The organism is Micromonospora sp. NPDC005298 (assembly GCF_040607375.1).
Classification (GTDB): Bacteria; Actinomycetota; Actinomycetes; order Mycobacteriales; family Micromonosporaceae; genus Micromonospora.
Genome location: NZ_JBEXGP010000007.1, coordinates 1 through 23,552 on the forward strand (window position 1 = coordinate 1; position 23,552 = coordinate 23,552).

Annotated in this window: 23 protein-coding genes and 1 pseudogene; 6 read left to right on the forward strand and 18 right to left on the reverse strand. The window is 72.4% G+C overall.

The window, feature by feature from the left end:
* The coding region (locus ABZS77_RS14255) for a hypothetical protein (RefSeq protein ID WP_354822457.1) at positions 1 to 491 on the reverse strand (491 nt) is incomplete at its 3' end.
* A 192-nt stretch (positions 492 to 683) separates the two neighbouring features.
* Positions 684 to 1,310 carry a disulfide bond formation protein DsbA gene (locus tag ABZS77_RS14260; protein WP_354822459.1) on the reverse strand — a complete coding sequence of 209 codons (627 nt, stop codon included), beginning with the start codon at positions 1,308 to 1,310 and terminating at the stop codon, positions 684 to 686.
* 213 nt (positions 1,311 to 1,523) lie between these two features.
* On the opposite strand from ABZS77_RS14260, the gene pepN reads away from it, so the two are divergent.
* Positions 1,524 to 4,082 carry an aminopeptidase N gene (gene pepN, locus ABZS77_RS14265; protein WP_354822461.1) on the forward strand — a complete coding sequence of 853 codons (2,559 nt, stop codon included), beginning with the start codon at positions 1,524 to 1,526 and terminating at the stop codon, positions 4,080 to 4,082.
* A gap of 427 nt (positions 4,083 to 4,509) precedes the next feature.
* Here the strand turns inward: pepN and ABZS77_RS14270 are convergent, their stop codons facing one another.
* From ABZS77_RS14270 to ABZS77_RS14335, 14 genes are all read right to left on the reverse strand, one after another.
* Positions 4,510 to 4,917, reverse strand: coding sequence for a DUF5130 family protein (locus ABZS77_RS14270; RefSeq protein WP_354822463.1), 408 nt, complete (start codon positions 4,915 to 4,917; stop codon positions 4,510 to 4,512).
* Positions 4,904 to 5,200 carry a hypothetical protein gene (locus tag ABZS77_RS14275; protein ID WP_139587324.1) on the reverse strand — a complete coding sequence of 99 codons (297 nt, stop codon included), beginning with the start codon at positions 5,198 to 5,200 and terminating at the stop codon, positions 4,904 to 4,906. Before ABZS77_RS14275 ends, ABZS77_RS14270 begins: the two co-directional genes overlap by 14 nt.
* 72 nt (positions 5,201 to 5,272) lie before the next feature.
* Positions 5,273 to 6,736 (reverse strand): amidase, encoded by a 1,464-nt coding sequence (locus tag ABZS77_RS14280; RefSeq protein WP_354822465.1) that lies wholly within the window; start codon positions 6,734 to 6,736, stop codon positions 5,273 to 5,275.
* Between the two features lie 145 nt (positions 6,737 to 6,881).
* Complete coding sequence (locus ABZS77_RS14285; protein WP_354822467.1) at positions 6,882 to 7,883, reverse strand: amidohydrolase family protein; 1,002 nt, start codon at positions 7,881 to 7,883, stop codon at positions 6,882 to 6,884.
* Positions 7,883 to 8,407 carry a 3-hydroxyanthranilate 3,4-dioxygenase gene (locus tag ABZS77_RS14290; RefSeq protein WP_354822469.1) on the reverse strand — a complete coding sequence of 175 codons (525 nt, stop codon included), beginning with the start codon at positions 8,405 to 8,407 and terminating at the stop codon, positions 7,883 to 7,885. The genes ABZS77_RS14285 and ABZS77_RS14290 overlap by 1 nt, the downstream gene beginning before the upstream one ends.
* Positions 8,404 to 8,826, reverse strand: a complete 423-nt coding sequence (locus ABZS77_RS14295) for a RidA family protein (protein WP_354822471.1) — start codon at positions 8,824 to 8,826, stop codon at positions 8,404 to 8,406. Before ABZS77_RS14295 ends, ABZS77_RS14290 begins: the two co-directional genes overlap by 4 nt.
* Positions 8,823 to 9,596 (reverse strand): fumarylacetoacetate hydrolase family protein, encoded by a 774-nt coding sequence (locus tag ABZS77_RS14300; protein WP_354822473.1) that lies wholly within the window; start codon positions 9,594 to 9,596, stop codon positions 8,823 to 8,825. Before ABZS77_RS14300 ends, ABZS77_RS14295 begins: the two co-directional genes overlap by 4 nt.
* Positions 9,597 to 9,654: 58 nt before the next feature.
* A complete protein-coding gene (dmpG, locus tag ABZS77_RS14305) occupies positions 9,655 to 10,779 on the reverse strand; it encodes a 4-hydroxy-2-oxovalerate aldolase (protein WP_354822475.1) in 1,125 nt (374 codons plus the stop codon).
* Entirely contained in the window at positions 10,776 to 11,708 is a 933-nt protein-coding gene (locus tag ABZS77_RS14310; RefSeq protein WP_354822477.1) for an acetaldehyde dehydrogenase (acetylating), read from the reverse strand. The genes dmpG and ABZS77_RS14310 overlap by 4 nt, the downstream gene beginning before the upstream one ends.
* Positions 11,705 to 12,502: a fumarylacetoacetate hydrolase family protein gene (locus ABZS77_RS14315; RefSeq protein ID WP_354822479.1), complete on the reverse strand. Its 798-nt coding sequence runs from the start codon at positions 12,500 to 12,502 to the stop codon at positions 11,705 to 11,707. The genes ABZS77_RS14310 and ABZS77_RS14315 overlap by 4 nt, the downstream gene beginning before the upstream one ends.
* Positions 12,503 to 12,522: 20 nt before the next feature.
* The gene (locus ABZS77_RS14320; protein ID WP_354822748.1) at positions 12,523 to 14,004 is read right to left on the reverse strand and encodes a 2-hydroxymuconic semialdehyde dehydrogenase; all 1,482 of its coding nucleotides are present in this window, start codon (positions 14,002 to 14,004) and stop codon (positions 12,523 to 12,525) included.
* Between the two features lie 23 nt (positions 14,005 to 14,027).
* A complete protein-coding gene (locus tag ABZS77_RS14325; RefSeq protein WP_354822481.1) occupies positions 14,028 to 15,365 on the reverse strand; it encodes an NAD(P)/FAD-dependent oxidoreductase in 1,338 nt (445 codons plus the stop codon).
* Positions 15,362 to 16,642 (reverse strand): kynureninase, encoded by a 1,281-nt coding sequence (gene kynU / locus ABZS77_RS14330; protein WP_354822483.1) that lies wholly within the window; start codon positions 16,640 to 16,642, stop codon positions 15,362 to 15,364. Before kynU ends, ABZS77_RS14325 begins: the two co-directional genes overlap by 4 nt.
* 14 nt (positions 16,643 to 16,656) lie before the next feature.
* On the reverse strand, positions 16,657 to 17,559 hold the full coding sequence (locus ABZS77_RS14335; protein ID WP_354822750.1) for a tryptophan 2,3-dioxygenase family protein: 903 nt from the start codon (positions 17,557 to 17,559) through the stop codon (positions 16,657 to 16,659).
* A 148-nt stretch (positions 17,560 to 17,707) separates the two neighbouring features.
* Between ABZS77_RS14335 and ABZS77_RS14340 the strand changes: the two genes are divergently transcribed.
* The 3 genes from ABZS77_RS14340 (at position 17,708) to ABZS77_RS14350 (ending at position 19,641) form a co-directional block, all read left to right on the forward strand.
* The gene (locus tag ABZS77_RS14340; RefSeq protein ID WP_354822485.1) at positions 17,708 to 18,172 is read left to right on the forward strand and encodes an Lrp/AsnC family transcriptional regulator; all 465 of its coding nucleotides are present in this window, start codon (positions 17,708 to 17,710) and stop codon (positions 18,170 to 18,172) included.
* Positions 18,173 to 18,267: 95 nt separating this feature from the next.
* Positions 18,268 to 18,792 (forward strand): hypothetical protein, encoded by a 525-nt coding sequence (locus ABZS77_RS14345; protein ID WP_354822487.1) that lies wholly within the window; start codon positions 18,268 to 18,270, stop codon positions 18,790 to 18,792.
* 75 nt (positions 18,793 to 18,867) lie between these two features.
* Entirely contained in the window at positions 18,868 to 19,641 is a 774-nt protein-coding gene (locus tag ABZS77_RS14350; RefSeq protein WP_354822752.1) for a class F sortase, read from the forward strand.
* A 33-nt stretch (positions 19,642 to 19,674) separates the two neighbouring features.
* On the opposite strand, the pseudogene ABZS77_RS14355 reads toward ABZS77_RS14350, so the two are convergent.
* Positions 19,675 to 19,951: pseudogene (locus ABZS77_RS14355) on the reverse strand (MerR family DNA-binding transcriptional regulator); the annotation flags it as partial.
* On the opposite strand from ABZS77_RS14355, the gene ABZS77_RS14360 reads away from it, so the two are divergent.
* Positions 19,886 to 21,472: a DUF6194 family protein gene (locus ABZS77_RS14360; RefSeq protein ID WP_354822489.1), complete on the forward strand. Its 1,587-nt coding sequence runs from the start codon at positions 19,886 to 19,888 to the stop codon at positions 21,470 to 21,472. The pseudogene ABZS77_RS14355 and the gene ABZS77_RS14360 overlap by 66 nt on opposite strands.
* Before the next feature lie 25 nt (positions 21,473 to 21,497).
* Here ABZS77_RS14360 and ABZS77_RS14365 read toward each other — a convergent pair whose 3' ends face one another.
* Positions 21,498 to 22,034 carry an HNH endonuclease gene (locus tag ABZS77_RS14365; protein ID WP_074313833.1) on the reverse strand — a complete coding sequence of 179 codons (537 nt, stop codon included), beginning with the start codon at positions 22,032 to 22,034 and terminating at the stop codon, positions 21,498 to 21,500.
* A 298-nt stretch (positions 22,035 to 22,332) separates the two neighbouring features.
* Between ABZS77_RS14365 and ABZS77_RS14370 the strand changes: the two genes are divergently transcribed.
* Positions 22,333 to 23,358 carry a mechanosensitive ion channel family protein gene (locus ABZS77_RS14370; protein WP_354822754.1) on the forward strand — a complete coding sequence of 342 codons (1,026 nt, stop codon included), beginning with the start codon at positions 22,333 to 22,335 and terminating at the stop codon, positions 23,356 to 23,358.
* Positions 23,359 to 23,552: the final 194 nt, after the last annotated feature.

Genomic DNA, 23,552 nt, shown 5'->3' on the forward strand with positions numbered 1-23,552 from the left:
GGAGCCCCACGGGCGAAGGAGATCAGCTGCTCGGCGGTCATGGATGTTGAGCGTACGGGCGGCCCCGGCACGGGACGCTCGGGGGGTGGCGCCGGCACGGGACGCGGGTTCAGCGGCGGCGTCGGCACCGGCCGCGGAGGCGCCGGCGCGGGCGGCGGCGGCGCGGGTTCGGCCGGCGCGGCCGCCGACGGCGGAACCGGATCCGACGGTACGGACGCGAGGGCCGGCACCGTCGGCGGCGTGGGAGCCACCACGGGTGTCGGGACGTCGGCCGACACGTCGTCGGCGGGCGGGGTCAGGCGGGACGTGACCGGAACCCGGGCCACACCGACCACGATCGGCGGTGCGAGCAGGTCCACCACATGGGCGGGAAGGTCGGGGCGGACCGCCGGCCAGCGGGAGTCGTCGACCGACCAGTAGGCCGCGTCGGGAGTCTCGATCACCCCCTGCCGGGTCAGCTGATCGTCACCTGACGCACGGTGCTTGGCCATCGGGAAAGCCTCCACGAGCTGCGGGTGCGGCCCTGCGGGTCGCTGCGGCGGACACCGAGGGAAACGACGCCGCCCGCCCACCGGTGACGCCGCGACCGCCTCCGGCCCCCGCAGCCGCACCCGGCGTCCGACACGACGCGCCCCCGCCCGGGCAGCCGACGGTGTCCGGACGGGGGCGCGTGCACGCGAAACTCAGTCGAAGATCGGCCCCAGCTCGCGGGTGCGCTTGAGCTCGTAGAAGCCGGGGGTGCCGGCCACCAGCAGGACGCCGTCCCAGAGCCGGCCGGCGGCCTCGCCCTTCGGAGCGGGCGTGATCACCGGGCCGAAGAACGCGACAGGGCTGCCGTCCGGGCCGGGCGCGTGCACGACCGGGGTGCCGACGTCCTGCCCGACCGGGCGCATGCCCGCCTCGTGGCTGGCCCGCAGCGCCTCGTCGTACTCGGTGCTGTCGGCCGCCTCGGCCAACGCCGGGTCCAGGCCGGCGTCGGTCAACGCGGCCACGTACAGCTCGCGCCCCCGCTCCTCCTTGCCAAGGTGGATCCGGGTGCCCAGCGCCGTGTAGAGCGGGCGCAGGACGTCGGTTCCGTACCGCTGCTCGGCGGCGATGCAGATCCGCACCGGCCCCCAGGCGGTCTTCAGGAACTCCTTGTACTCCTCGGGCAGCTCGTCCCGGCCGTCGTTGAGCACGGCCAGGCTCATCACGTGGAAGCGGATGTCCACGGCACGAACCTGCTCCACCTCGAGCAGCCAGCGGGACGTGATCCACGCCCACGGGCAGGCCGGGTCGAACCACATGTCGGCGGTGACGCGATCGGTCACGGTGAGATCCCTTCGCGGCGGGGTTACGCCGGCGATCCGGCGTCTGGGGGAATCTTCACCCCGCGTCCCGTCATGCGGCACCCGAATCGGACCGTGACCTCGGCCACCGCCGCCCACACCGCCATGGAAGACTCGGTTCCGGACCGCCGCCACCAGCGGCTGGGCAGACGGGCGCCGCCGGGCGTACGGCGAGATGTGGGATGGAGACGAACAGTGCCGGGAGTCCGCAACCTGACGCAGGTCGAGGCCACCGAACGGGCGCACCTGGTCGAAGTGACCGGGTACGACATCAGTCTGGACCTGTCGACCGCCGTGCTGGCGGCGGACGGCCGCACCTTCCGGTCGACGACTGAGGTGCGGTTCCGGTGCGCCGAGCCCGGCGCGAGCACGTTCATCGAGCTGGCCGCCGAGTCGGTGCGTACCGCCACGCTCAACGGCACCCCCGTCGACCTCTCCGACTGGTCGGCCGAGAAGGGCCTGACCCTGACCGGGCTGCAGGGCGACAACACGCTTGTGGTCGACGCGGACTTCGCCTACTCCAACAGCGGGCAGGGGCTGCACCGCACGGTCGACCCGGTGGACGGCGAGACGTACCTCTACAGCCAGTTCGAGACGGCCGACGCGCAGCGGGTGTACGCCTGCTTCGACCAGCCCGACCTCAAGAGCGTCTACACCTGGCACGCGACGGTGCCGGCGCACTGGCGGGTGGTGTCCAACATGCCGGTACGCGCCGAGGACGCCGCCGGTGAGGGGCTGAAGACTGTGCACTTCGCCGAGTCGCCCCGGATGAGCACCTACATCACGGCGCTCTGCGCCGGGCCGTACCACGAGGTGCGCGACAGCCATGACGGCATCGACATGGGGTTGTTCTGCCGGGCGTCGATGGCCCAATACCTGGACCCCGACGACCTGTTCCTGATCACCCGGCAGGGCTTCGACTTCTTCAACGAGAAGTTCGGGGTGCGCTACCCGCTGCCGAAGTACGACCAGCTCTGGGTTCCGGACTTCAACGCCGGCGCGATGGAGAACTTCGGCTGCGTCACGCACGCCGAGTCGTCCTACCTGTACCGCTCACAGGTCACCGACTTCGAGTACGAGCAGCGGGCCAACACGATCCTGCACGAGATGGCCCACATGTGGTTCGGTGACCTGGTCACCATGCGCTGGTGGAACGACCTGTGGCTGAACGAGTCGTTCGCCGAGTGGGCCAGCCACTGGTGCAACAGCAGAACCACCCGGTTCACCGAGGCCTGGACGACGTTCCTGTCCATCCGCAAGAACTGGGGCTACCGGCAGGACCAGCTCTCCTCCACCCACCCCGTCTACACCGACATGCCGGACATGGAGGCCGTGGAGGTCAACTTCGACGGCATCACCTACGCCAAGGGCGCGAGCGTGCTCAAGCAGCTCGTGGCGTACGTGGGTGAGGAGCCGTTCCTCGCCGGCCTGCGGGCCTACTTCGGCAAGCACGCCTGGGGCAACGCCACCTTCGACGACCTGCTCACCGAACTGGAGACGGCATCCGGCCGGGAGCTGCGCAAGTTCGCGTCACAGTGGCTGGAGACCGCACAGGTCAACACGCTGCGCCCGGAGGTGACGATCGGCGCGGACGGCACGTACGAGCAGGTGGCGGTCCGGCAGGAGGCGCCAGCCGACTACCCGACGCTGCGGACGCACCGGATCGGCGTGGGCCTGTACGACCTGACCGACGGGCGGCTGGTCCGCCGCGAGCGGTACGAGGCGGACGTGACCGGCGAACGAACCGAACTGCCGGAGCTGCGCGGCGTCCGCGCCGCCGACGTGCTGCTGCTCAACGACGACGACCTGACCTACGCCAAGCTGCGCCTCGACGACCGGTCGATGGCCACCGTGGTGCAGCACATCGGTGGTTTCGAGTCGTCGCTGGCCCGTGCGTTGTGCTGGACCGCCGCCTGGGACATGACCCGCGACGCCGAATTGTCCGCGCGGGACTACGTGGCGCTGACGCTGAGCGGACTGCCCGCGGAGACCGAGATCAACCTGGTCACCGCCGCGCTGCGGCAGGCGACCTCGGCCCTCATCGTGTACGCCGACGCGGACTGGGCGCCGACCGGCTGGGCCGACCTGGCCCGTACGGCCCGCGACACGCTTGCCGTCGCCGAACCGGGCAGCGGTTTCCAGCTGGCCTGGGCCCGCGCGTTCGCCTCGGCGGCCCGCTCCGAGGAAGACCTGGCGACACTGCGCGGCTGGCTGGACGGCACCGGCGCGCCGGCTGGCCTGACCGTGGACACGGAGCTGCGGTGGACGGTCCTCGGCGCGCTGGTGGCCAACGGCGCCGCCGAACCGGCCGAGATCGAGGCCGAGCTCGCCGGTGACCGTACCGCCAGCGGCGAACGGGAAGCCGCGTACGCGCACGCGCTGGTGCCGACGGCGGAGAACAAGGCCGCCGTGTGGGCGTTGCTGACCGGCCCCGACGCGCTGCCCAACTGGCGGAACCGGGCGCTGTTGCAGGGTTTCGCCCACCCCGCCCAGGTCGAGTTGGTCGCACCGTACCGGGAGCGGTACTTCGAGGTGGTCGGGCAGGTGTGGGCCACCCGGGACAGCGAGCCGGCGCAGGAGTTCGCCCAGGCCGCGTACCCGATGTACCTGGTGGAGGACGACACGGTGGCGGCCACTGACGCGTGGCTGGCCGAGGACGGGCACCCCGCTCCGCTGCGCCGGCTGGTCGCCGAGGGCCGCGACGGCGTGGTGCGGGCGCTGCGGGCCCGGGCGAAGGACGCGCAGCAGAACTGACCAGCGGTACCCGTCCCCGGGTCCGGCGCGGGTCTCAGCCCCTGCCGGCCCCCGGGGCGAGGCCGCCTCGCACCGTCACGCGCGCCGGTCGGGGCCCGCGACGGTGCGGCCGCACCCCGGGCCGTCGCACGCGGCGGTCAAGGCCCCCGCCGGTGCGCCGCATCCCCGCCGTCGCACGCGCCGGCAAGGGCCACCGCCGCGGTGCGGCCGCATCCCGGGCCGGTCGCGCACGCCGGCCCTGGGCCCCGCCGCTGAAGATCGTGCTCGAACATGGAAATAGGGGCCTCAGTCGCGACTGAGGCCCCTATTTCCTGGATCGAGCACGATCTTGCGTGGTGCGGCGCGGACGCCGGCGCGGCACTTGGCGCAGCGCGGCGTCGGTGCAGCGTGGACGCCGGCGGGCCGGGCTCCTCGGACGAGGAGGTGCTCAGCCCTTGCCGGCGTGGCTGGCGAGCTGGTCGAGGCCGTTGATGATGCCGCCGGCCAGGTCACCGCCGCTGAACGCGCCGGCCATGGAGAGCGCGGCCAGCTTGGCGTACGTGTCGGGGATGCGCTTGCGCGCGTGCCGACCGGTGATGATCTCCAACTGGCGCTGGTTGGGCGACACCGCGATCAGCACCGACTTGTCGGGGTCGGCGAGCTGGCGGTGCAGCCGCTGGGCGTGTTCACGGATCGGCTCGTCGAGGCCGCCGACGAACACCGAGAACACGAGGCCGGTGCCCTGGTCGGCCAGTCGCAGGGCTTCGTCGATGCGCAGCAGCTGACGGGTCGAGAACGGCCCGTCGAGCACCTCGGGCGGATTTTCCGTCCCGGCCTGCTTCTCACCAACGGTCACTTGCGCCTCCGGTTCCCCCGGCCGGCGCCTCGACGCTGGCCTGCTCAAGCTTGTGGCTGGTCAGCGCGGGCGCCTGCGCGCCCGCGGTCAGCGCGGTGCCGGCCGAGTCGGCCAGCTGCTCCGGGCGGCCCAGGAACCACACCGGCGTGAAGTCGAAGGGTCGGCCCGGCCGGTAGCGCTTCGCGCCACCGCCACCGCCGGTGGCGCCACCGCGGCTACCCGCGTACGCGAGGCCGGCGATGACCAGCACCGCGGCCGCCGGGATGCCGACGAAGATCAGCAACGTCTCGGTAACAGACAATCCGAACGCCCCCAGGCGGAAGAAGGACCTCGAACAATCGGGTCGGATGGACGATCATGACGTCGACCTGTCGACTCCGTCTCCATTCACGTTAGCGGAGTCGACGGCCCGCCAGATTGCGGGGTGCCGATCCCATCCGCCACTGGAGTTCTCCAGTTGCGCAGCGGTCGCGATGAGCCGCGCGTCGTCGCCGTACCGGCCGGTGAGCAGCACCCCGACGGGCAGGCCGTCGGTGGTGGCGCCCAGCGGCAGGGAGACGGAGGGATCGCCGGTGACGTTGAAGATGGCGCAGTAGGGCGAGAACCGGCGTTGCCTGTCGAAGTCGGCCGCCGGGTCACCGTCGGCGGTGAACCAGCCCACCGGCGCCTGCGGGGCGGCCAGGGTGGGGCAGAGCAGCAGGTCGCAGCCGGCGGTGCGGCGGGCGCCGAGGCGGACCTGGGCCTGCAACTCGCCGAGGGTGGCGGCAAGCGTGCCGGCGGAGACGTCGGCGCCACGGGCGCGCAGCAGCCGGGTCAGCGGCAGCAGTTCCGCCTCCCGCTGCGGGGGCACCGGGGTGAGCGCCAGCACGTACCAGATGATCTCGAACAGCGGCCATGCGTCCGGGCCGAGCGGCGGTGGCACCTCGACCACCTCGTGGCCGGCCGCGGTGAGCAGCGCGGCGGCCCGGTCCACGGCGGCGACGCAGTCGGGGTGGACGGGCTCGTCGGCGAGCATCGGGGCGGTGAACCGACCGATCCGCAGTCGACCGGGCTCGGCGCCGCGGGCGGCGGCCAGGTAGCCGCCGGGTGGGGCGGGCGGCGACAGGTAGGGCTCGCCCGGCACCGGCACGGCCATGACGTCGAGCAGCGCCGCGACGTCGGTGACGGTCCGCCCGAGCGGGCCGCTGGTGGGCAGCCCGAACGCGCCGGAGCCGACCGGCCCGCCGGAGACGAGGCCGCGGCTGGGCTTGTAGCCGACCAGGCCACAGAGCGACGCCGGGATGCGCAGCGAGCCGCCGCCGTCGGAGCCCTGGGCGACCGGGACGAGGCCGGCCGCGACCGCCGCCGCCGCGCCGCCGCTGGACCCACCGGCGGTGTACGCCAGCTGCCACGGGTTGCGGGCCGGCGGCGCGACCCGGCCCTCCGAGTAGAGGGAGCAGCCCAACTCCGACGTGGTGGTCTTGCCGAGGCTGACCAGGCCGGCGGCCTTGATGAACCGGACCACGTCGGCGTCGACGGGTGGCACGAAGTCGGCGAAGGCCGCCGAACCGAAGGTGGTGCGGATACCGGCGGTGAGCGTCAGGTCCTTGATCGCGGTCGGCACGCCGTGCAGCGGGCCGCGCTCCTCGGCCGGCACCGCGTCGGCGGCGCGTGCGGCCTGCCGGGCGAGGTCCTCGGTGACGGTGACGAACGCGCCCACGGTGTCGCCGAGCGCGGCCACCCGGCCAAGGCAGTGCTCGACCAGGTCGACGCTGGTCAGCTCGCCGCGGGCGATCGCGGCGGCCTGCTCCAACGCGGTCAGGTCGTGCGGCTCGGCCATTCCCTCATCCTGCCCGCTGGGACGGGCCCCAAGCGTCCGACACACGCCGGACTCCGCACCCACTCCGGCCCGTCGACCCGTAGATCTTGGACAGTTTCCGTCAGCGGCCGACTGGACTGTCCAAGATCTCTGGTGTCGGAGACGCTCAGCCGTGCAGGAAGCGCAGGGCGTTGGTCGATCGGATCTTGTCGCGCTGGGCGTCGGTGAGGAAGTCGGCCGCGTCGACGACCGCGCCGGCCGGGCGTTCGCCAAGCGGGTACGGGTAGTCGCTGCCCACCAGCACCCGGTCCTCCCCCATGGTGTCGACAAGCAGCCGCAGCGCGGGTGGGGCGAAGACCACCGAGTCGACGCTGAACCGGTCGACGTAGCTGCTGGGCGGGGCGACGGACGCGCCACGGACCAGGTCGCCACGGCGGTGCCAGGCGTTGTCGGCGCGGCCGAGCCAGAACGGGAAGCTGCCGCCGCCGTGCGCGAAGCAGATCCGCAGCGTCTCCGGCACCCGGTCGAAGACCCCGCCCAGGATCATCGCCAGCACCGACAGGTGCGTCTCGGCGGGCATGCCGGTGAGCCACCGGGCCATCCAACGGTTCAGGCGCGGGCCGTCGGGCATGTCCCACGGGTGGACGAAGACGGGTGCCCCCACCTCGGCGCAGTGCGCAAGGAAGGTGACCACGCCGGCGTCGTCCAGGTCCCGGTCGCCGACGTGGTTGCCGATCTCCACGCCGACGTGACCGGCGGCCAGGCTGCGGTCCAGTTCGGCGCAGGCGGCGTCCGGGTCCTGCAACGGCACCTGACAGAAGGGCACCAGTCGGTCGCCGCCGGCGGCGGTGACCTCCAGGGTCAGGTCGTTGAAGATCCGGGCGACCTTCACGGCCTGGTCGGCCGGGCGGTCGTAGCCGAAGAAGACCGGCGTCGGCGACACCACCTGCACCGCCACGCCGTCGTCGTCCATGTCGGCCAGGCGGCGCGACGCGTCCCAGCACTCGGCGCCGACCGGGCGGAACTCCGTCTCCCCCACCATGATCATGGCGGCGCGCTCGGAGTCCACCCGCAACCACGGCCAACCGGACCCGCCGCACGCCGCGCCGAGGTCCGGCCACCCCTTGGGTACGACGTGCGTGTGCACGTCGACCACGCCTGCCGGCATCAGCCCTTGCCCGGGTGCAGGGTGCCGCAGTTCGCGCAGGTACGTGCCGCCTCGTCGGCGTAGAACGCCTGGAACACCGGCGGCAGGTCGGCGGCGATGTCGCGGACCTGCAACTCCACCTCGTGCACCTTGTGCCCGCACTCGGGGCAGTACCACTGGAAGGTCTCCAGGGTGCCCTCCTCGCGGACCCGCTCCACGACCACACCGATCGAGCCGGCCTCGGGGCGCTGCGGCGAGTGCGGGGTGTTGCGCGGCAGCATCCACATCTGGCCCTCGCGCACGTGCACCGTACGCGGCCCCTGCGGGGTCATCAGGTTGATGTGCATGTTGCCCTTGACCTGGTAGAAGAACTCCTCATACGGGTCCACGTGGAAGTCGGTGCGCTGGTTGGGCCCGCCCACCACCATCACGATGAAGTCGTCCCCGCCGGGGAACATCTCCTTGTTGCCGACCGGCGGCTTGAGCAGGTGCTGGTTGTCCGCGATCCACCCGGGAAAGCTGAACGGTTCGGCGATCTCACTCACGACTGACCTCCCGAGGGAAGAAGGGCCACGGCCTGGATCTCGATGAGCAGGTGCGGGTGCGGCAACTGGTGCACCGCCACCGTCGTACGGGTCGGCCCGGACGCGTCGAAGAAATCCGCCCAGACCTCGTTGTAGCCACCGAAGTCGTTCATGTTGACCAGGTACGTCGTCACCTGGACGAGGTCGGTGAGGTCCGCGCCGACCGAGCGCAGCAGGTCGCCGACGTTCTCGATCACGGCCCGCGTCTGCACCCGGATGTCGAGGTTGGTGGTGCCGAACTCGTCGACCGACACACCGGCGAAGGTGTTGTCCGGCCGCCGCGACGACGTACCGGAGACGAAGACGAACCCGCCCGCGACCTTGACGTGCGGAAACGCCCCGCGCGGCACGGCCTTGCCGGCCACCACCCGGGCGGTCACGCCGACGCCCGCAGGGAGGCCGTGCCGAGCTTCTCCACCACGGCACGGACGTGCGCACCGGGTCGCAGCGGGACGGCGGCGGTGGCGGCGCCGGCGAGGAAGACCCACCCGGATTCGAGGCGTACGCCGTGCCGGCCGGCCAGCCGGATGCCCTCGTCGAGCGCCCGGCGCGGGTCGCCGAGGATCGCCGCCGTGGAGCCGACCTGCGCCACCCGCCCGTCGACCTCCAGCAGCACACCGAGGTTGTCCAACCCCGCCGGCACCGGCGACCACGGCCCGATCACGAACGCGGCGGCCGAGGTGTTGTCGGCGATCACGTCCGGCAGCGAGAAGCGGAAGTCCGCGTACCGGGAGTCGATCAGCTCGATGGCCGGGGCGACGGCGCGGACCGCGCCGGTGAAGTCGCCGACCGGCTCGCCCGGCTCGGGCAGCCGGTCCAGCAGGAACGCGACCTCCGGCTCGACCCGGGGATGGATGTACGCGGCCGGGTCGACAGTGCCGCCGTCGGGCACCCGCATCGCGTTGGTGAGCCGCCCCCAGATCACCTCGTCCACGCCGACCTGGGCCATCTTCGCCCTGCTGGTCAGGCCCATCTTCAGGCCGACCAGCCGCTCGCCGGCGGCCACCCGACGCTGGATGAGGGCGGTCTGCACGGCGTACGCGGCGTCCACGTCGAGGCCGGTCTCGGCGGCGAGCTGCGGGATCGCGGTGGCCGTGTCGGCTGCCGCGCCCAGCTTCTCGGCGATCCCCGCGATGTCCGGTCCGATCATGCTGCGTCACCTTCCGTTCGCGACTGCGGGGCTCGCAAACCCGGCTCACTCCTCGCGCTCACAGCGAGCCACCTTCCGTTCGCGACTGCGGGGCTCGCAAACCCGGCTCACTCCTCGCGCTCACAGCCTGCTCCTTGCCGGCGAGGTCGAGTGCCACGTCCACGATCATGTCCTCCTGGCCGCCGACCATCCGGCGTCGGCCCAGCTCCACGAGGATCGACCGGACGTCCACCCCGTACTTCGCGGAGGCCCGTTCGGCGTGCCGCAGGAAGCTGGAGTAGACCCCGGCGTACCCGAGGGAGAGCGTCTCCCGATCGACCTGGACCGGCCGGTCCTGCAACGGGCGGACGATGTCGTCGGCGGCGTCCATCAGCGCGAAGACGTCGCAGCCGTGCTTCCAGCCGTGCAGTTCGGCGACGGCGACGAAGACCTCGAGCGGGGCGTTGCCGGCGCCCGCGCCCATGCCGGCGAGGGAGGCGTCGACGCGGACGGTCCGGCCGTGGGGTGCGTCGGGGCCGACCGGCGCGGACCCGGTGACCCGGCCGTGCTCGACGGCGAGCACGCTGTTGGCGACGCCGAGCGACAGGTTGTGGTGGGCGTGGATGCCGATCTGCGTGTCGGCGTCGAGGACCTGCCGGTACGCGTCGACCCGCTGCGCCACGTCGGACATCAGCAGCCGGCCGCCGGAGTCGGTGACGTAGACGCAGTGCGCCCCGTACGACTCCATGAGCTTGGCCTGCCCGGCCAACCCGGCGGGGTCGTTCATGTGCGACATCATCAGGAACCCGGCCACGTCCATGCCGTTCTCCCGGGCCCAGGAGATGTGCTGGGCGGAGATGTCCGCCTCGGTGCAGTGCGTGGCGATCCGGACGCTTGTCACCCCGAGGGCCTTCGCGGCCTTCAGGTCGGCGATCGTGCCGATGCCGGGCAGCAGCAGGGTGGTGAGCTTCGCCGTGGTGAGCACCTCGGCGGCGGCGGAGATCCACTCGGCGTCGCTTGCCGCGCCGTGGCCGTAGTTGACGCTGGAACCGGCGAGCCCGTCGCCGTGCGCCACCTCGATCGCGGCCACCCCTGCGGCGTCCAGCGCGGCGGCGATGGTGCGGACCTGCTCGACTGTGTACCGGTGGGCGATGGCGTGCATGCCGTCGCGCAGCGTCACGTCCTGGATGTACAGGTCGGTCATGCCACCGCTCCCGTCGAGCGCAGGGCGACCAGCCGCTCCGCGGTGCGCAGCGCGGCGGAGGTCATGATGTCCAGGTTCCCGGCGTACGCCGGCAGGTAGTGACCCGCACCGGAGACCTCCAGGAAGACCGACACCTGAAGGCCGGTGATGTGCCGGCCCAGCACCGGCGCGTACGTGTCGACGCGGTCGAACTGCACGTCCTGCTTGAGCCGGTAGCCGGGGACGTACTCCTGCACGGTCGCCACCATGTCCGCCACCGAGGCGGCGATGGCGGCCCGGTCGGCGTCAACGTCCGGGCAGAGGCAGTAGACGGTGTCGCGCATCAGCAGCGGCGGGTCCGCCGGGTTCAACACGATGATCGCCTTGCCCCGCTCGGCGCCGCCGACCACCTCGATGGCCCGCGCCGTGGTCTCGGTGAACTCGTCGATGTTGGCCCGGGTGCCCGGACCGGCCGACCTCGACGCGATCGACGCGACGATCTCCCCGTACGCCACCGGGGTGACCCGGCCGACGGCGGCGACGATGGGCACTGTCGCCTGCCCGCCGCAGGTCACCATGTTGACGTTCGGCTCGTGCAGGTGCTCGTCGAGGTTGACCGGCGGCACCACGTACGGGCCGATGGCGGCCGGGGTCAGGTCGACGACGGTGCGGCCGTGCGCGCGCAGCACCTCGTCGTGGCGGCGGTGCGCGCCGGCCGAGGTGGCGTCGAAGACCAGCTCGACGTCGGCGAACTCGGGCATCGCGACCAGCCCGTCCACACCGTCGGCGGTGGTGGCCACGCCGAGCCGGCGAGCACGGGCCAGGCCGTCGGAGGCCGGGTCGATCCCGGCCATCGCCACCATCCTCAGGCTGTCACTCAGCCGGAGAACCTTGATCATCAGGTCGGTGCCGATGTTCCCGGAACCGAGCACCGCCACGCCCACACTCATGCCGAGCCCTCCTTGCTGAAGCAGGTCCGCACCGAACCGAGGCCGGAGATCCGTGCCTCGTACGCGGCTCCGGGCGTGACCGGCACCATCGGGCCGAGCGCCCCGGAGAGCACCACGTCCCCGGCGCGCAGCGGGTCACCGGCGCGGGCGAGGGTGCTCGCCAGCCAGTGCAGGGCGTGCAGCGGGTTGCCCAGGCAGGCCGCTCCCGCGCCCACCGAGACCGGCTCACCGGCGTGTTCCAGGACCATCCCGCACAGCCGCAGGTCGACGGCGGGAAGCCGGCGCGGCGTGGTGCCGAGCACGAAGAGCCCGCTGGAGGCGTTGTCCGCGACGGTGTCCACGATGGAGATGTCCCACCCGGCGATCCGCGAGTCGACGATCTCGATGGCCGGCAGCACATGGTCGACCGCGCGGATCAGGTCGACTGTGGTGATCTGCGGGTCGGCGAGATCCTTGTCGAGCACGAACGCGATCTCCGCCTCGACCCGCGGCTGGAGCAGCCGGTCGATGGGCACCTCGACCCCGTCACCGACCGCCATGGCGTCGGTCAGCATGCCGAAGTCCGGTTGGAACACCCCGAAGATCTCCTGCACCGCCCGCGACGTCAGCCCGATCTTCGCGCCGACCCGGCGTTCGCCGCGGCCCTGCCAGGCCCGCGCCTGGAGCTGCTGCACACGGTACGCGGACTCGACGTCCCCCTCCGGCAGCAGCCGACCGCGCAGCGGCGGGCACGGCTTGCCGGTGCTGCGGGCGTCGGCCAGCTCCCGGTTGGCGGCCTCGATGTCAGCTTCCATACCCGCTCCCTCGCTGGGGCTCACGACAGGTCCACGCAGACGTTTGTGAGTTCGGAGTAGAAGTTCAGCGAGTGCACGCCGCCCTCACGACCGATGCCTGACGCCTTCACCCCGCCGAACGGGGTGCGCAGGTCACGCAGGAACCACGTGTTCACCCAGACGATCCCCGCGTCCAGGCGTGCGCCGGCCCGGTGCGCGACACCCACGTCCCGGGTCCACACGGTCGCAGCCAGGCCGTACTCGGTGCCGTTGGCGAGCGCGTACGCCTCGTCCTCGGTGTCGAACGGCGCGACGTGCACCACCGGGCCGAAGATCTCCTCCCGGTTGGTACGGGCGTCCGGGCCCAGCCCGGTGAGGACCGTCGGCTGCACGTACGACCCGCCGTCGCGGGCGTCGCCGAAGGTGGGCGTGCCGCCCCCGGTGAGCACCTCGGCGCCCTCGGAGCGGGCCAGCTCGTACGCGCCGAGCACCTTCGCCCGGTGCTGGTGGGAGATCAGCGGCATGGTGGCCGTGGCCTCGTCGGTCGGCCAGCCGTACGCCAGCTCACCGGCCCGCTTCGCCAGCCGGGCCGTGAACTCCTCGAAGACCGGGCGCTGCACGTAGATGCGTTCGGTGCAGAGGCACACCTGCCCACCGTTGGTGAAGCTGGACCGCACCGACCCGGCCACCGCGGCGTCCAGGTCGGCGTCGGCGAAGGCCAGGCCGGCGTTCTTGCCGCCCAGTTCGAAGCTGACCGCCTTCACGCCGTCGGCGGCGGCGCGCATGATGGCGCCGCCGGTGGCCGACTCGCCGGTGAAGGTGATCGCGTCCACGCCCGGGTGGCGGGTGAGGTGCTCGCCGGCCGAGTCCGGTCCGAAGCCGTGCACCAGGTTGAACACCCCGGCCGGTACGCCGGCGGCGGCCATCACCTCGGCGAGCACCGTCGCCGAGGCGGGAGTCTCCTCGCTGGGCTTGACCACGACGGCGTTGCCGCAGGCCAGTGCCGGGGCGACCTTCCAGGTGAGCAGCAGCAGCGGCAGGTTCCACGGCACGATCACCGCGACCACGCCGACCGGCTTGCGCAGCGCGTAGTTCAGCGCCCGGCCGCCGGTCGGGGTGACAGTGGTGAACGACTCGGTGGGCGCGGTCGCCGCGATCTCCGCGAACGCCCGGAAGTTTGCCGCGCCGCGCGGGATGTCCAGCGTGCGGGCCTGGGCGATGGACTTGCCGGTGTCGGCGACCTCGGCGGTGACCAGGTCGTCGAAGCGGCGTTCCAGCTCGTCGGCGACCCGGCGCAGCACCTCGGCGCGCTCGCGCTCCCCCATCCGTCCCCACGGCCCGCGCAGCGCCGCCCGGGCGGCGGCTACCGCGTCGCCCACCGTGGACGCCGACGCCTCGACCACCTCGAACACCGGGGCACCGGTGACCGGGCTGGCCTTGGTGAACGTCGACCCGCCGTCGACGAACTCGCCGCCGACGAAGTTGCGCAGCCGCTGCGGCCCGGCCGGCGGGTGGCCGGCCATCAGCCGTGGATCCCAGGTGCCGGTCATCCGCGCCTCCCTCGGCCCAGTGCCGCGCCGACCGCGCCGACCAGCAGCAGCGCCGCCCCACCGGCGACCACGCCGAGCACCCGGTGCTGCCGGCGCACCCGGCGGCGCACCTCGGCGTACGGGGTGGTGGAGAAGGACACCATCTCGTACTGCGAAACGTACCGGTCGGGCAGGGCCCGTTCCAGTGCGTGCTCCACCCTGCGGCGGAGCTGGAAGACCGGTGAGGCGACCTTGTCGCGCATCTCCACGAAGTTGGTGAGCGCCATCTGGGCGATGGCCTCGGCGTTCTCCTGGCGTCGTCGCTGGAACAGCGGCAGCGCCGCCGCCCAGTCGTCGGCGCACTCGTCGAGGCAGTGGTCCAGCTCGACCACGTCCTCGAAGGCGCAGTTGGCGCCCTGGCCGTAGAACGGCACGATGGCGTGCGCCGCGTCGCCGAGCAGGCCGACGGTGCCGTTGACCTGCCAGGGGGTGCACCGGACCGTGCCGAGCACGCCGACCGGGTTGTGCTGGTAGTCGTCGACGAGGGTCGGGGCCAGCGGGACCACGTCCGGGTAGTGCTCGGTGAAGTGCCGCTCGATCGCCAGCGGGTTGTCCAGGGCCGCGAAGCTGCCGGCGCCCTCGTTGGGCCAGAACAGCGTGCAGGTGAAGGAGCGGTCCGGGTTCGGCAGCGCGATCATCATCGAGGTGCCGCGCGGCCAGATGTGCAGCGCGTCCTCCTCCAGGGCGAAGTCCCCACCCAGCGGCGGGATCGTCAGCTCCTTGTAGCCGTAGTCGAGGAAGTCCACGTTCTCGCGCAGCAGCCCGGACGCCAGCAGTTGCCCGCGTACCACCGAACCGGCGCCGTCGGCGCCAAGCACCACCGACGCCTTGGCGTCGACCGTGCCCTGCGGGGTCTCGAAGGTCAACGCGCCGTCGGACGGGTCGAGCCCGACCAGCCGGTGGTCGAAGACGACCCGGACGCCGGGCAGCGCGGCGGCCGCGTCCAGCAGCGCGTTGTTCAGCGCGCCCCGGCTGATCGAGTTGATGGCCCGGTCACCGCTCGCGCTGTACGACTGGAACTGCGGCTCCCCCTGCACCGGGTGGATCATCCGGCCGCGCATCGGCAGCGCGTCGGCCATCACCTGCTCGGCGAGGCCGATCCGGCGCAGCGCGTCCAGCCCGCGCTCGGAGAGCGCCAGGTTGATCGAGCGCCCCCGTTCGGCGGTGCCGGTACGCGGGTCGGGCCGCCGTTCGTACAGGGCCACCGGGTAGCCACGCCGGGCCAGGAAGCAGGCGGCCAGGCAGCCGGCCAACCCGGCGCCGATGATCGCGATCTCGTCGCGCCGGGCGGTCACGAGGTCACCTGCCCCACCGTCGCGGCGAGCGCGGCGGCGGCCCGCCAGCAGTCGTGGTAGGTGGAGTAGAGGGGCACCGGGGCGAACCGGACCACGTCCGGTTCGCGGGCGTCGGCGATGACGCCGTGCTCGTACCGCAGGCGTTTGGTCAGTTCGGCGGCGCTGCCGGAGCCGATGCGGACCGAGAGCTGGCAGCCCCGCCGGGCCGGGTCGCGCGGGGTGACCACGCGCAGCGGCCGGCCGGCGGTGACCTCGTCGAGCAGCGACTCCAACCAGCCGGTGAGCCGCTGGCTGCGGGCGCGCAGCGCGGTCATCCCGACCGTGTCGAACAGCTCAAGCGAGGTGCGCACCGGACCCATCGCGAAGATCGGCGGGTTGGAGATCTGCCACGCCTCCACAGTGGCCGGTGGACGGGACACCGGTGTCATCTCGAACCGGGTCGCCGCCGCCGTGCTCCACCAACCCTCGAAGCGCGGCAGGGCCTCGTCGCCCAGGTGCCGCTCGTGCACGAAGACGCCCGCCAGGGCTCCGGGACCGGAGTTCAGGTACTTGTAGGAGCACCAGGCCGCGAAGTCGACGTCCCAGTCGTGCAGCTCCAGGGGCACGTTGCCCACCGCGTGCGCCAGGTCCCAGCCGACGACCGCCCCGGCCGCCCGACCGGCGGCCGTGATCGCCGGGATGTCCAGCAGCTCACCGGTCAGGTAGTTGACCCCGCCGAGCAGCACCAGCGCCACCCGGTCGCCCTCGGCGGCCAGGTAGCCGGTCACGTCCTCGGTGCGCAGCGCGTCCTCGCCGTCGCGCGGGCGCAGCCGGACCACCGTGTCGTCCGGATCCAGGCCGTGGAACCGGGCCTGGCTGCGCACCGCGTAGCTGTCCGAGGGGAACGCGGAATCCTCGATGACGATCCGGGTACGCGCGCCCGCCGGACGGTAGAAACTCACCATCAGCAGGTGCAGGTTGACCGTGAGCGAGTTCATCACCACGGTCTCCGCGGGCCGGGCGCCGACCAGTCGGGCGGCCGGCGCCGTCAACAGCTCGTGGTACGGCAGCCAGGGCCGTTGCGCCTCCAGGTGCCCCTCGACGCCGAGCCGCTGCCAGGCGTCCAGGTCGGCGAGGAGTTCGTCGCGGGTGGCCCGGGGTTGCAGGCCGAGCGAGTTGCCGGCCAGGTACGCCGCCTCGGGGTGGTCGCCGCCATCCGCCGGCGGGACGTGGAACAGGTGCCGGTGACCCGGGTCGGTCTCGTCGAGGCGCAACGCCTCTCGTTCTGGGATGTGCATGTCTCGCTCTCCGGTCACATCGCGGTACGGGCCGACCACAGCTCCGGGAAGACCACCCGGGACATGCTGCGCTGCAACCAGGCCAGCCCGGCGGAGCCGCCGCTGCCGACCTTGGCGCCCATTGTCCGCTGAACCGCCTTCACGTGATTCCACCGCCAGTCGCCGAACTCCTCCGCGACCCCGCTCAACGCCTCGCCGAGCAGCCGCAGGTGGTTGTCCGGACCCGGGTCGCCGTAGACCGCCACCCAGGTCGCCTCGATGGACGGGTGCGGGTCGTGCTCCACCGCCACGTCCCGGCCCAGCAGGTCGGCGGGGATGTCGAACCCACGCCGCGCGAGCAGCGCGACCACGTCGTCCCAGAGGCTGGGGGCGGCCAGCGCGGCGGTCAGCGCGGCGTGCACCTCGGTCTGCCGGCGGAACGGCCGGATCAGCGCCGGGTCGCGCAGCCCGAGCAGGAACTCCAGGTGCCGGTACATGGCCGACTGGAAACCGGAGCCCTCACCCAGCAGGTTGCGGAACCGGTTGAAGTCGGCGGGGGTCATCCAGCGCAGGCCCTGCCAGGCGGCGTTCAACCCCTCCAGGTGCAGGGCGGCCCGGCGCAGCGGGGCCAGCGCGTCCCACACCTGGTCGGCGCGGAGCAGACGCTGGGTCTCCCGCAGCTCGTGGCAGGTCAACCCGAAGTACAGCTCCATGATCTGACTGACCATGAGGAACGACATCTCGCCCGGGTCGCTGCTCAGCGGTTGCTGCAACTGGTGCAGGGTGCTGGCCTGCACGTACGCGTCGTACGGCACACGCTCGGCGAACTCGAGCGTCGGCTCGCCACCGTTGCGGGCGGCGCGGGCGGCCCGCTGCCGTGGGGTCACCGGTCGCACCGTGGCGGGGCGGTTCGGCGCCCGCCGCTCCGTCTGATCCACCATCGTTCTCCTTCCCCCGGACTGGCCGACATCATGATGTCGCGGTCGGAAGGGGCTACGGAATGCCGGATCAACGGCGCTTCCGGGGCTTCGGCTGGCAAGCCGAAGGCAGCTAGGCGAGTCGGCTTCACGAAAGTAAGGTCTGAGCGTGGACGACATGGACTGGGCGCTGCTGCGCGAGTTGCAGGCCGACGCGCGGCTCTCCTTCAGCGAGCTGTCGCGGCGGGTGCACCTGTCCCCACCAGCGGTCGCGGAGCGGGTCCGTCGGCTCGAGGAGTCCGGGGTGATCACCGGGTACCACGCCCACGTCGACCTGACCCGGGCCGGCCGCACCGTGGTCGCGATGATCCGGATGTCCTGTTACGGGGCGCGCTGCATCCTGCACGATCCGGCGGTGGCCGGCTGGCCGGAGATCCTGGAGATCCACCGGATCACCGGCGACGCGTGCAGCATGCTGAAGGTGGCCGCCGGCTCGATCGGGGAGTTCGAGGGCGTCATCGACCGACTCGCCCCGTACGGCCAGCCGTCGAGCACCATGGTCCTGTCGTCCCCGCTGGACCGGCAGCCCATCACCCCGCTCCCGCCCCCCGACGCCACCGCCCGCCGCCACTGACGCCCCTCCCCCACGGTTTGCTCCCGGGTCACGGGGAAAGCAGCGCCCGTGCCCAGGGGAGGGTTCCGGCGGTCGTCGCCGGTTGGGGGGAAATCATGCAGGGAATCCGCACGATCAACCGCGCGGTCTCGTCCGCACTGACACTTGTCGGGCTGGTCGCGGCGTTCGTCCTGATGACTGTCACGCCGGCCCGCGCGGGCGAGAACACCTTCGTCGAGGTGACGCCGAACAGCGTCCCGGCCGGCAGTCGGGTGACGATCCGCGCGAGCTGCGACAACAACAACAACGACCGGCAGGCCAACGTGCACTCCGACGCGTTCGGGCACGTGATGCTCAAACCGGACAACGGCTTCCTCAAGGGTGAGGTCACCGTTCCGGGCAACAAGGAACCCGGTGACTACCCGGTCGACCTGCGCTGCCAGAACGGCCAGACGGCCTCCACGATGCTGACTGTGCTGAACATGGCCTCGCCCAGCAAGGGACCGGCGACCGGGGGCGGCGGCACCGCCGGAGGCCGCGGCACGGGCTCCCTGCTGGTGCTCGGCGGCGTGGCCCTGGTGGCCACCGCGGTCGCGCTCGGCATGGCCGGCGGACGGCGCCGGGCCGGAGCCGGCTCCTGAGCCGGACCAACGATGACCCGCAGATCCGCGCGTGCGCGGCCGGACCGCCGCGCACGCCTCCGGGCCGGGGCGGCGCTGCGCGCGTCCGGCCGGCTGGTGGCCCGCGCCTCGCGCCGGCTGCGCCAGGTCGCCGGGCAGGCCGTGTCGGCGAGCGTCGCCACCACCGACCCGGCCGCCCGTCCGCTGCCGCCGAAGCGGACGGCCGCACCGCCGCTGCTGGGCGGCCGGTTCGGCACCGGGCCGGGACTGCCGGTGCTGGCCATCGCGACGCTGATGGTGCTGATCGTGGCGATGCTCGGCGTCGAGCAGGTCACCGGGGTCAGCATCCTGCCCGACCGGCTCAGCGCCGGCCTGCGGCCACCACCGAAGAAGTTCCCGGTCCTGCCGGCCAGCCACCCGGTCAGCCTCACCATCGACACGATCGACCTGCGGGCGCCGGTGCACGAGGTGGGCATCGCCGCCGACGGCACCATCGCCGTACCGGACGCGGCCCGCGCCCAGGAGGCCGGCTGGTACGACCAGGGCCCCACACCCGGGCAGTACGGCCCCGCGGTCATCGTCGGGCACGTCGACACCACGAGCGGTCCGGCGGTGTTCCACCAACTGCGGGAGCTGCGCTCGGGTGACCAGATCGAGGTGACGCGCACCGACCACAGCGTGGCGGTCTTCGAGGTGGACTCGGTGCAGCGCTTCGACAAGGGGCGACTGCCGGTCGACGAGGTGTACGGCGACTTCAGCCGCCCGAGCCTGCGCCTGATCACCTGTGGCGGTCGCTGGGTCGGCGGGGAGACCGGCTACTCGGACAATGTCGTGGTCTTCGCCTCGCTGGTCAAGGCCCGGGGAGGGTGACCTTCCGCGACGGCGTCGAGGTACTCGGCCAGCCTCGGTGAAGCGGCGGTGTCCGGTCGCGGTGCGCTCGGCCGGTGGCAGCACACCATCCGCGTTCGTAGTTGCGGACCGCCTGCGCCGACAGTCCGTGCGGGCGGGCCAGGTCGATCGGTCGACGTAACCCCGGCTTTGAGGGTTCTGTGGTTGCCACCGCGCTCCATCGCTCTGAAGTCTCAACCGCTGGTTCAACGATACGGTCGATGCAATGACCACTCTTCTCGACCTGCTCGACGGCTCGCCGGCCCTGATCGCGCTCGGTGAGCCGACACACGGCGAGTCCGCCTTCCTCCAGGTCCGCAACGACGCCTTCCTGACACTGGCCGAGCACGGCTGTCGCTCCATCGCCCTGGAGAGCGACAGGGCCGCGGGGCTGCTCGCCGACGAGTTCGTGCGGGGCGGGGACGTGCCGCTCGACCGCGTGCTCGCCGATGGGTTCAGCCACGGCTTCGGCGCCGCACCTGCCAACCGTGACCTGCTGCTGCGCATGCGCGAGTGGAACGCCGTACGCCCGGCCGCGCAGCACCTGCGGTTCCACGGTTTCGACGCGCCGCTGGAGATCGAGGGTGCTCCGAGCCCGCGCCGACACCTGACGGGGGTCTGCGATTTCCTCGACCTCGACCTCTCGACGGAGATCGACGACCTGGTCGGCGACGAGGCCCGGTGGAGTGACCCGTCCGCGATCTGGGAGGCCGGCCGGTCGGTCGGACGCTCGACGGACGCCCAACGGCTACGGGTGCTCGCCGACGACCTGGTGACCGAGTTGTACCTCCAGGCGCACCGCCGGTCCGTGGGCTGGCCGGAGGCGCTCGTGCACGCCACGTCGGCTGTCGCGTTGCTGCGTTACCACGCCGCGGCCGCGGCCCCGCTCGACCAGGAGGAACGGTTCGCGCGCCTGGCCGGTGTCCGGGACGCGCTGATGGCCGAGAACCTGCTCGCGATCCGGGCGGTCGAGGCGCACCGTGGACCGACGCTGGTCTTCGCGCACAACGCACACCTGCAACGCCAGCCGAGCACGATGACGATGGGCACGACGACGGTGTCGTGGGCCGGCGCTGGCGCGATCGTCGGGGCGCTGCTGGGCGAGCGGTACCGGGTGGTCGTGGGCAGCCTCGGCGCGAGCCCCGCGCTCGGCATCGGCGTGCCCGCCGCGTCCACCTACGAGGGCCGGCTCCAGCAGAGGGGCGACCTCCCCGGGTACGTCCCGGCGACCGACATCGGCCCGGCCGAGCGCAGAACCCACGACCACCGCTACTTCCCGCTGGACCAGGCCACCATCGACCACGCCGACGCGGTGCTGCACATCCCCACAGGCGTCGACGCGACGGTGCTCGCCGACCGGATCGGCGCGCTGCCCGGCGTCGAGCAGGTAGTGGCGAGCGAGGAGAACGGATCACCCGAGGGGGCGTGGGGCGACCGGTTCTTCTACGTCGGAGCGGACCGCCGCCAACCGTTCGCCACGATCGTCGAGCACGACGTCCCCGGCTTCGACGAGGCCGGGCAGCTCGACCGTCCCGGCGTCTTCCGCCTCAACCTGGACCTGGGCCGGGTCGAGTTCGAAAGGGCGTTCGGCTTCGCGCCGAAGGAGTTCGAGGAGCACCCGGACGACTTCGACCACGCCCGGCTGGACACTCTCACGCCGCACCCGGGCTACGCGCTGCACGGCTTCGCCGGCATCGTGATGCCGGGACCGCAGATGCTGCCCGAGATCGACAGGCTCCTCGCCATCGCGTACGGACGGGCGGTCGACCGGCACGAGCGCGCCACGGGGCGGGCCGCCCACCGGCGGGACTGAGCGCCCGGGCCGGGGGCGGGTGCGGTCAGGCGGCCGCTTCGGGCTCGCGCAGGTCGAGCCAGTCGGCCCAGCGCGGGTCCGGAGCGCGGTGTCCGAGCACCCGCCAGGCAGTCCCTTTCGGGGCGGCCGGCAGCGCGTGCAGCCGCCAGCCCAGCTCGGCCGGGGTCTTGTCGCCCTTGGTGTGGTTGCAGCGGGCGCACGCGGCCACCACGTTCTCCCAGGCGTGCCGGCCGCCCCGGCTGCGGGGGAACACGTGGTCGATGGTCTCGGCCGGACCCCGGCAGTAGGCGCACCGCCAGCCGTCCCGAGCGAAGATCGCCCGCCGGGACAGGCCCACGTGCGTGCGGTACGGGACGCGGACGAAACGGGTCAGCCGGACCACCGACGGCACCGGGAGCGCGTCGCGGGCGCTGTGCAGGATGCCGTCACCGTCGGCGACGCAGACCGCCTTCGCGGACAGGACGAGGATCGCGGCTCGACGCACCGACACGACACACAGCGGCTCGTAGGTGGCGTTGAGGACCAACGCGCCGGAGCCCACCGTGGGTCGTATGTCAGGCATCGCGCTCACCCTCCCGGTTCAGCGGCTGCTGCGTACCGCCGTCGACCGGGGTCGGGCATGACGACCCACACGGTCGACGCCGGCCGATCACCGACGTCCGTTGCGCCAATAGTCCCTGATCGGACCCCGGATTGCACGCACTAATCCGGGGTCGGACATGAAGCTCTTTTGCGCACCTGTCAGGATGGCCGGTTCGCCCCGTTCCGGCGTCGGGGTCGGGGGCACGTCACCCGGCCGGTGGGTCGGCGACGGGCAGTCCGGTTCGTTGCGGTACGAAGACAGGGTGAGTGCCGCCAGCATGATGCCCCTCGCCCTGTCCACCGCCGGGTCGGTGAACTGTCAGGGCAGTTCCTCCTGCGAGTTCATCTACGAGCTGACCAGGTCGGCCTGGTTCGCCGAGGGCAGCTACTGGATCCTGCTCAAGCCACTGCGGGTGCTGCTGATCCTGGCGCTGGCGATGGTGGCCCGCTGGGCGCTGCACCGCACGATCAACCGGCTGGTCCGGACCACCACCGAGGGCGCCGTGCCGACGATGCTCCGGCCGTTGCGCGAGCGGGTGCCCACCGCCGCCGTCGACCCGACCGAGTTCGTACCCGAACGGCGGCGGCAGCGGGCCGAGGCGATCGGATCGGTGCTGCGCAGCCTGACCACGGCGTTCGTCTTCGGGATCGCGCTGCTGATGATCCTGCGCGAGTTCAGCTTCGACCTGGCGCCGCTGCTGGCCAGCGCCGGGATCGCCGGTGTCGCGCTGGGCTTCGGCGCGCAGAGCCTCGTCAAGGACCTGATCGCCGGCCTGTTCATGCTCATCGAGGACCAGTACGGCGTGGGCGACAACGTCGACCTGGGCGAGGCGACGGGTGTGGTGGAGTCGGTGGGTCTGCGGGTCACCACCGTGCGCGACGGTCGGGGCGTGCTCTGGTACATCCGCAACGGCGAGATCATCCGGGTGGGCAACAAGAGCCAGGGTTGGGCCCTGGTGGTGGTTGACCTGCCGATCGGGTTCAGCAGCACCGAGGAGGCCACGGCCGTCCTGCGGACCGCGGCCGCCTCGATCGCGATGGACCCGGAGCTGTCGCCGGAGATCGTGGAGGCGCCCGAGGTGCTGGGCGTCGAGCAGATGACGGTGGACGGCGCGGTGATCCGGACGGTGGTGAAGACGACCGCCGACGGGCAGTTCTCGGTGGGCCGTGAGCTGCGCCGGCGGCTCGCCGAGGCGCTGGAGAACTCGGGGATCACCGCCCAGATCGCGGCGGCCCGCATCTATCCCGGTGTGCCGAGCCGGCCCCTGCCCGACGGTGAGACCGGTCAGGGCGGCGCCACCTGAGCCGGACGACCTGTCCGGTCGACACAGGGGTCGCGGTCCGGCCGGCCCCTCAGGTATCGTCCGTTCGTTCAGTCGGGGATGCGACGAACGAGCCGTTCGCCCTAGCTAGTTGTCAGACGATCGGGCAGAATTCGGTGCACGCGTTCCCGCCGGAGCGTGGTCACATCCTCGCTGATCCGTAGATCTGACGAGTG

Bases quoted from the DNA above. Each gene is read 5' to 3' on its own strand.
- ABZS77_RS14280 (WP_354822465.1), bottom strand. From the start codon at position 6,736: ATGGCCGAGCCGCACGACCTGACCGCGTTGGAGCAGGCCGCCGCGATC.
- ABZS77_RS14285 (WP_354822467.1), bottom strand. From the start codon at position 7,883: ATGCCGGCAGGCGTGGTCGACGTGCACACGCACGTCGTACCCAAGGGG.
- ABZS77_RS14300 (WP_354822473.1), bottom strand. From the start codon at position 9,596: ATGATCGGACCGGACATCGCGGGGATCGCCGAGAAGCTGGGCGCGGCA.
- dmpG (WP_354822475.1), bottom strand. From the start codon at position 10,779: ATGACCGACCTGTACATCCAGGACGTGACGCTGCGCGACGGCATGCAC.
- ABZS77_RS14310 (WP_354822477.1), bottom strand. From the start codon at position 11,708: ATGAGTGTGGGCGTGGCGGTGCTCGGTTCCGGGAACATCGGCACCGAC.
- ABZS77_RS14315 (WP_354822479.1), bottom strand. From the start codon at position 12,502: ATGGAAGCTGACATCGAGGCCGCCAACCGGGAGCTGGCCGACGCCCGC.
- ABZS77_RS14320 (WP_354822748.1), bottom strand. From the start codon at position 14,004: ATGGCCGGCCACCCGCCGGCCGGGCCGCAGCGGCTGCGCAACTTCGTC.
- kynU (WP_354822483.1), bottom strand. From the start codon at position 16,642: ATGCACATCCCAGAACGAGAGGCGTTGCGCCTCGACGAGACCGACCCG.
- ABZS77_RS14345 (WP_354822487.1), top strand. From the start codon at position 18,268: ATGCAGGGAATCCGCACGATCAACCGCGCGGTCTCGTCCGCACTGACA.
- ABZS77_RS14360 (WP_354822489.1), top strand. From the start codon at position 19,886: ATGACCACTCTTCTCGACCTGCTCGACGGCTCGCCGGCCCTGATCGCG.
- ABZS77_RS14365 (WP_074313833.1), bottom strand. From the start codon at position 22,034: ATGCCTGACATACGACCCACGGTGGGCTCCGGCGCGTTGGTCCTCAAC.
- ABZS77_RS14370 (WP_354822754.1), top strand. From the start codon at position 22,333: ATGATGCCCCTCGCCCTGTCCACCGCCGGGTCGGTGAACTGTCAGGGC.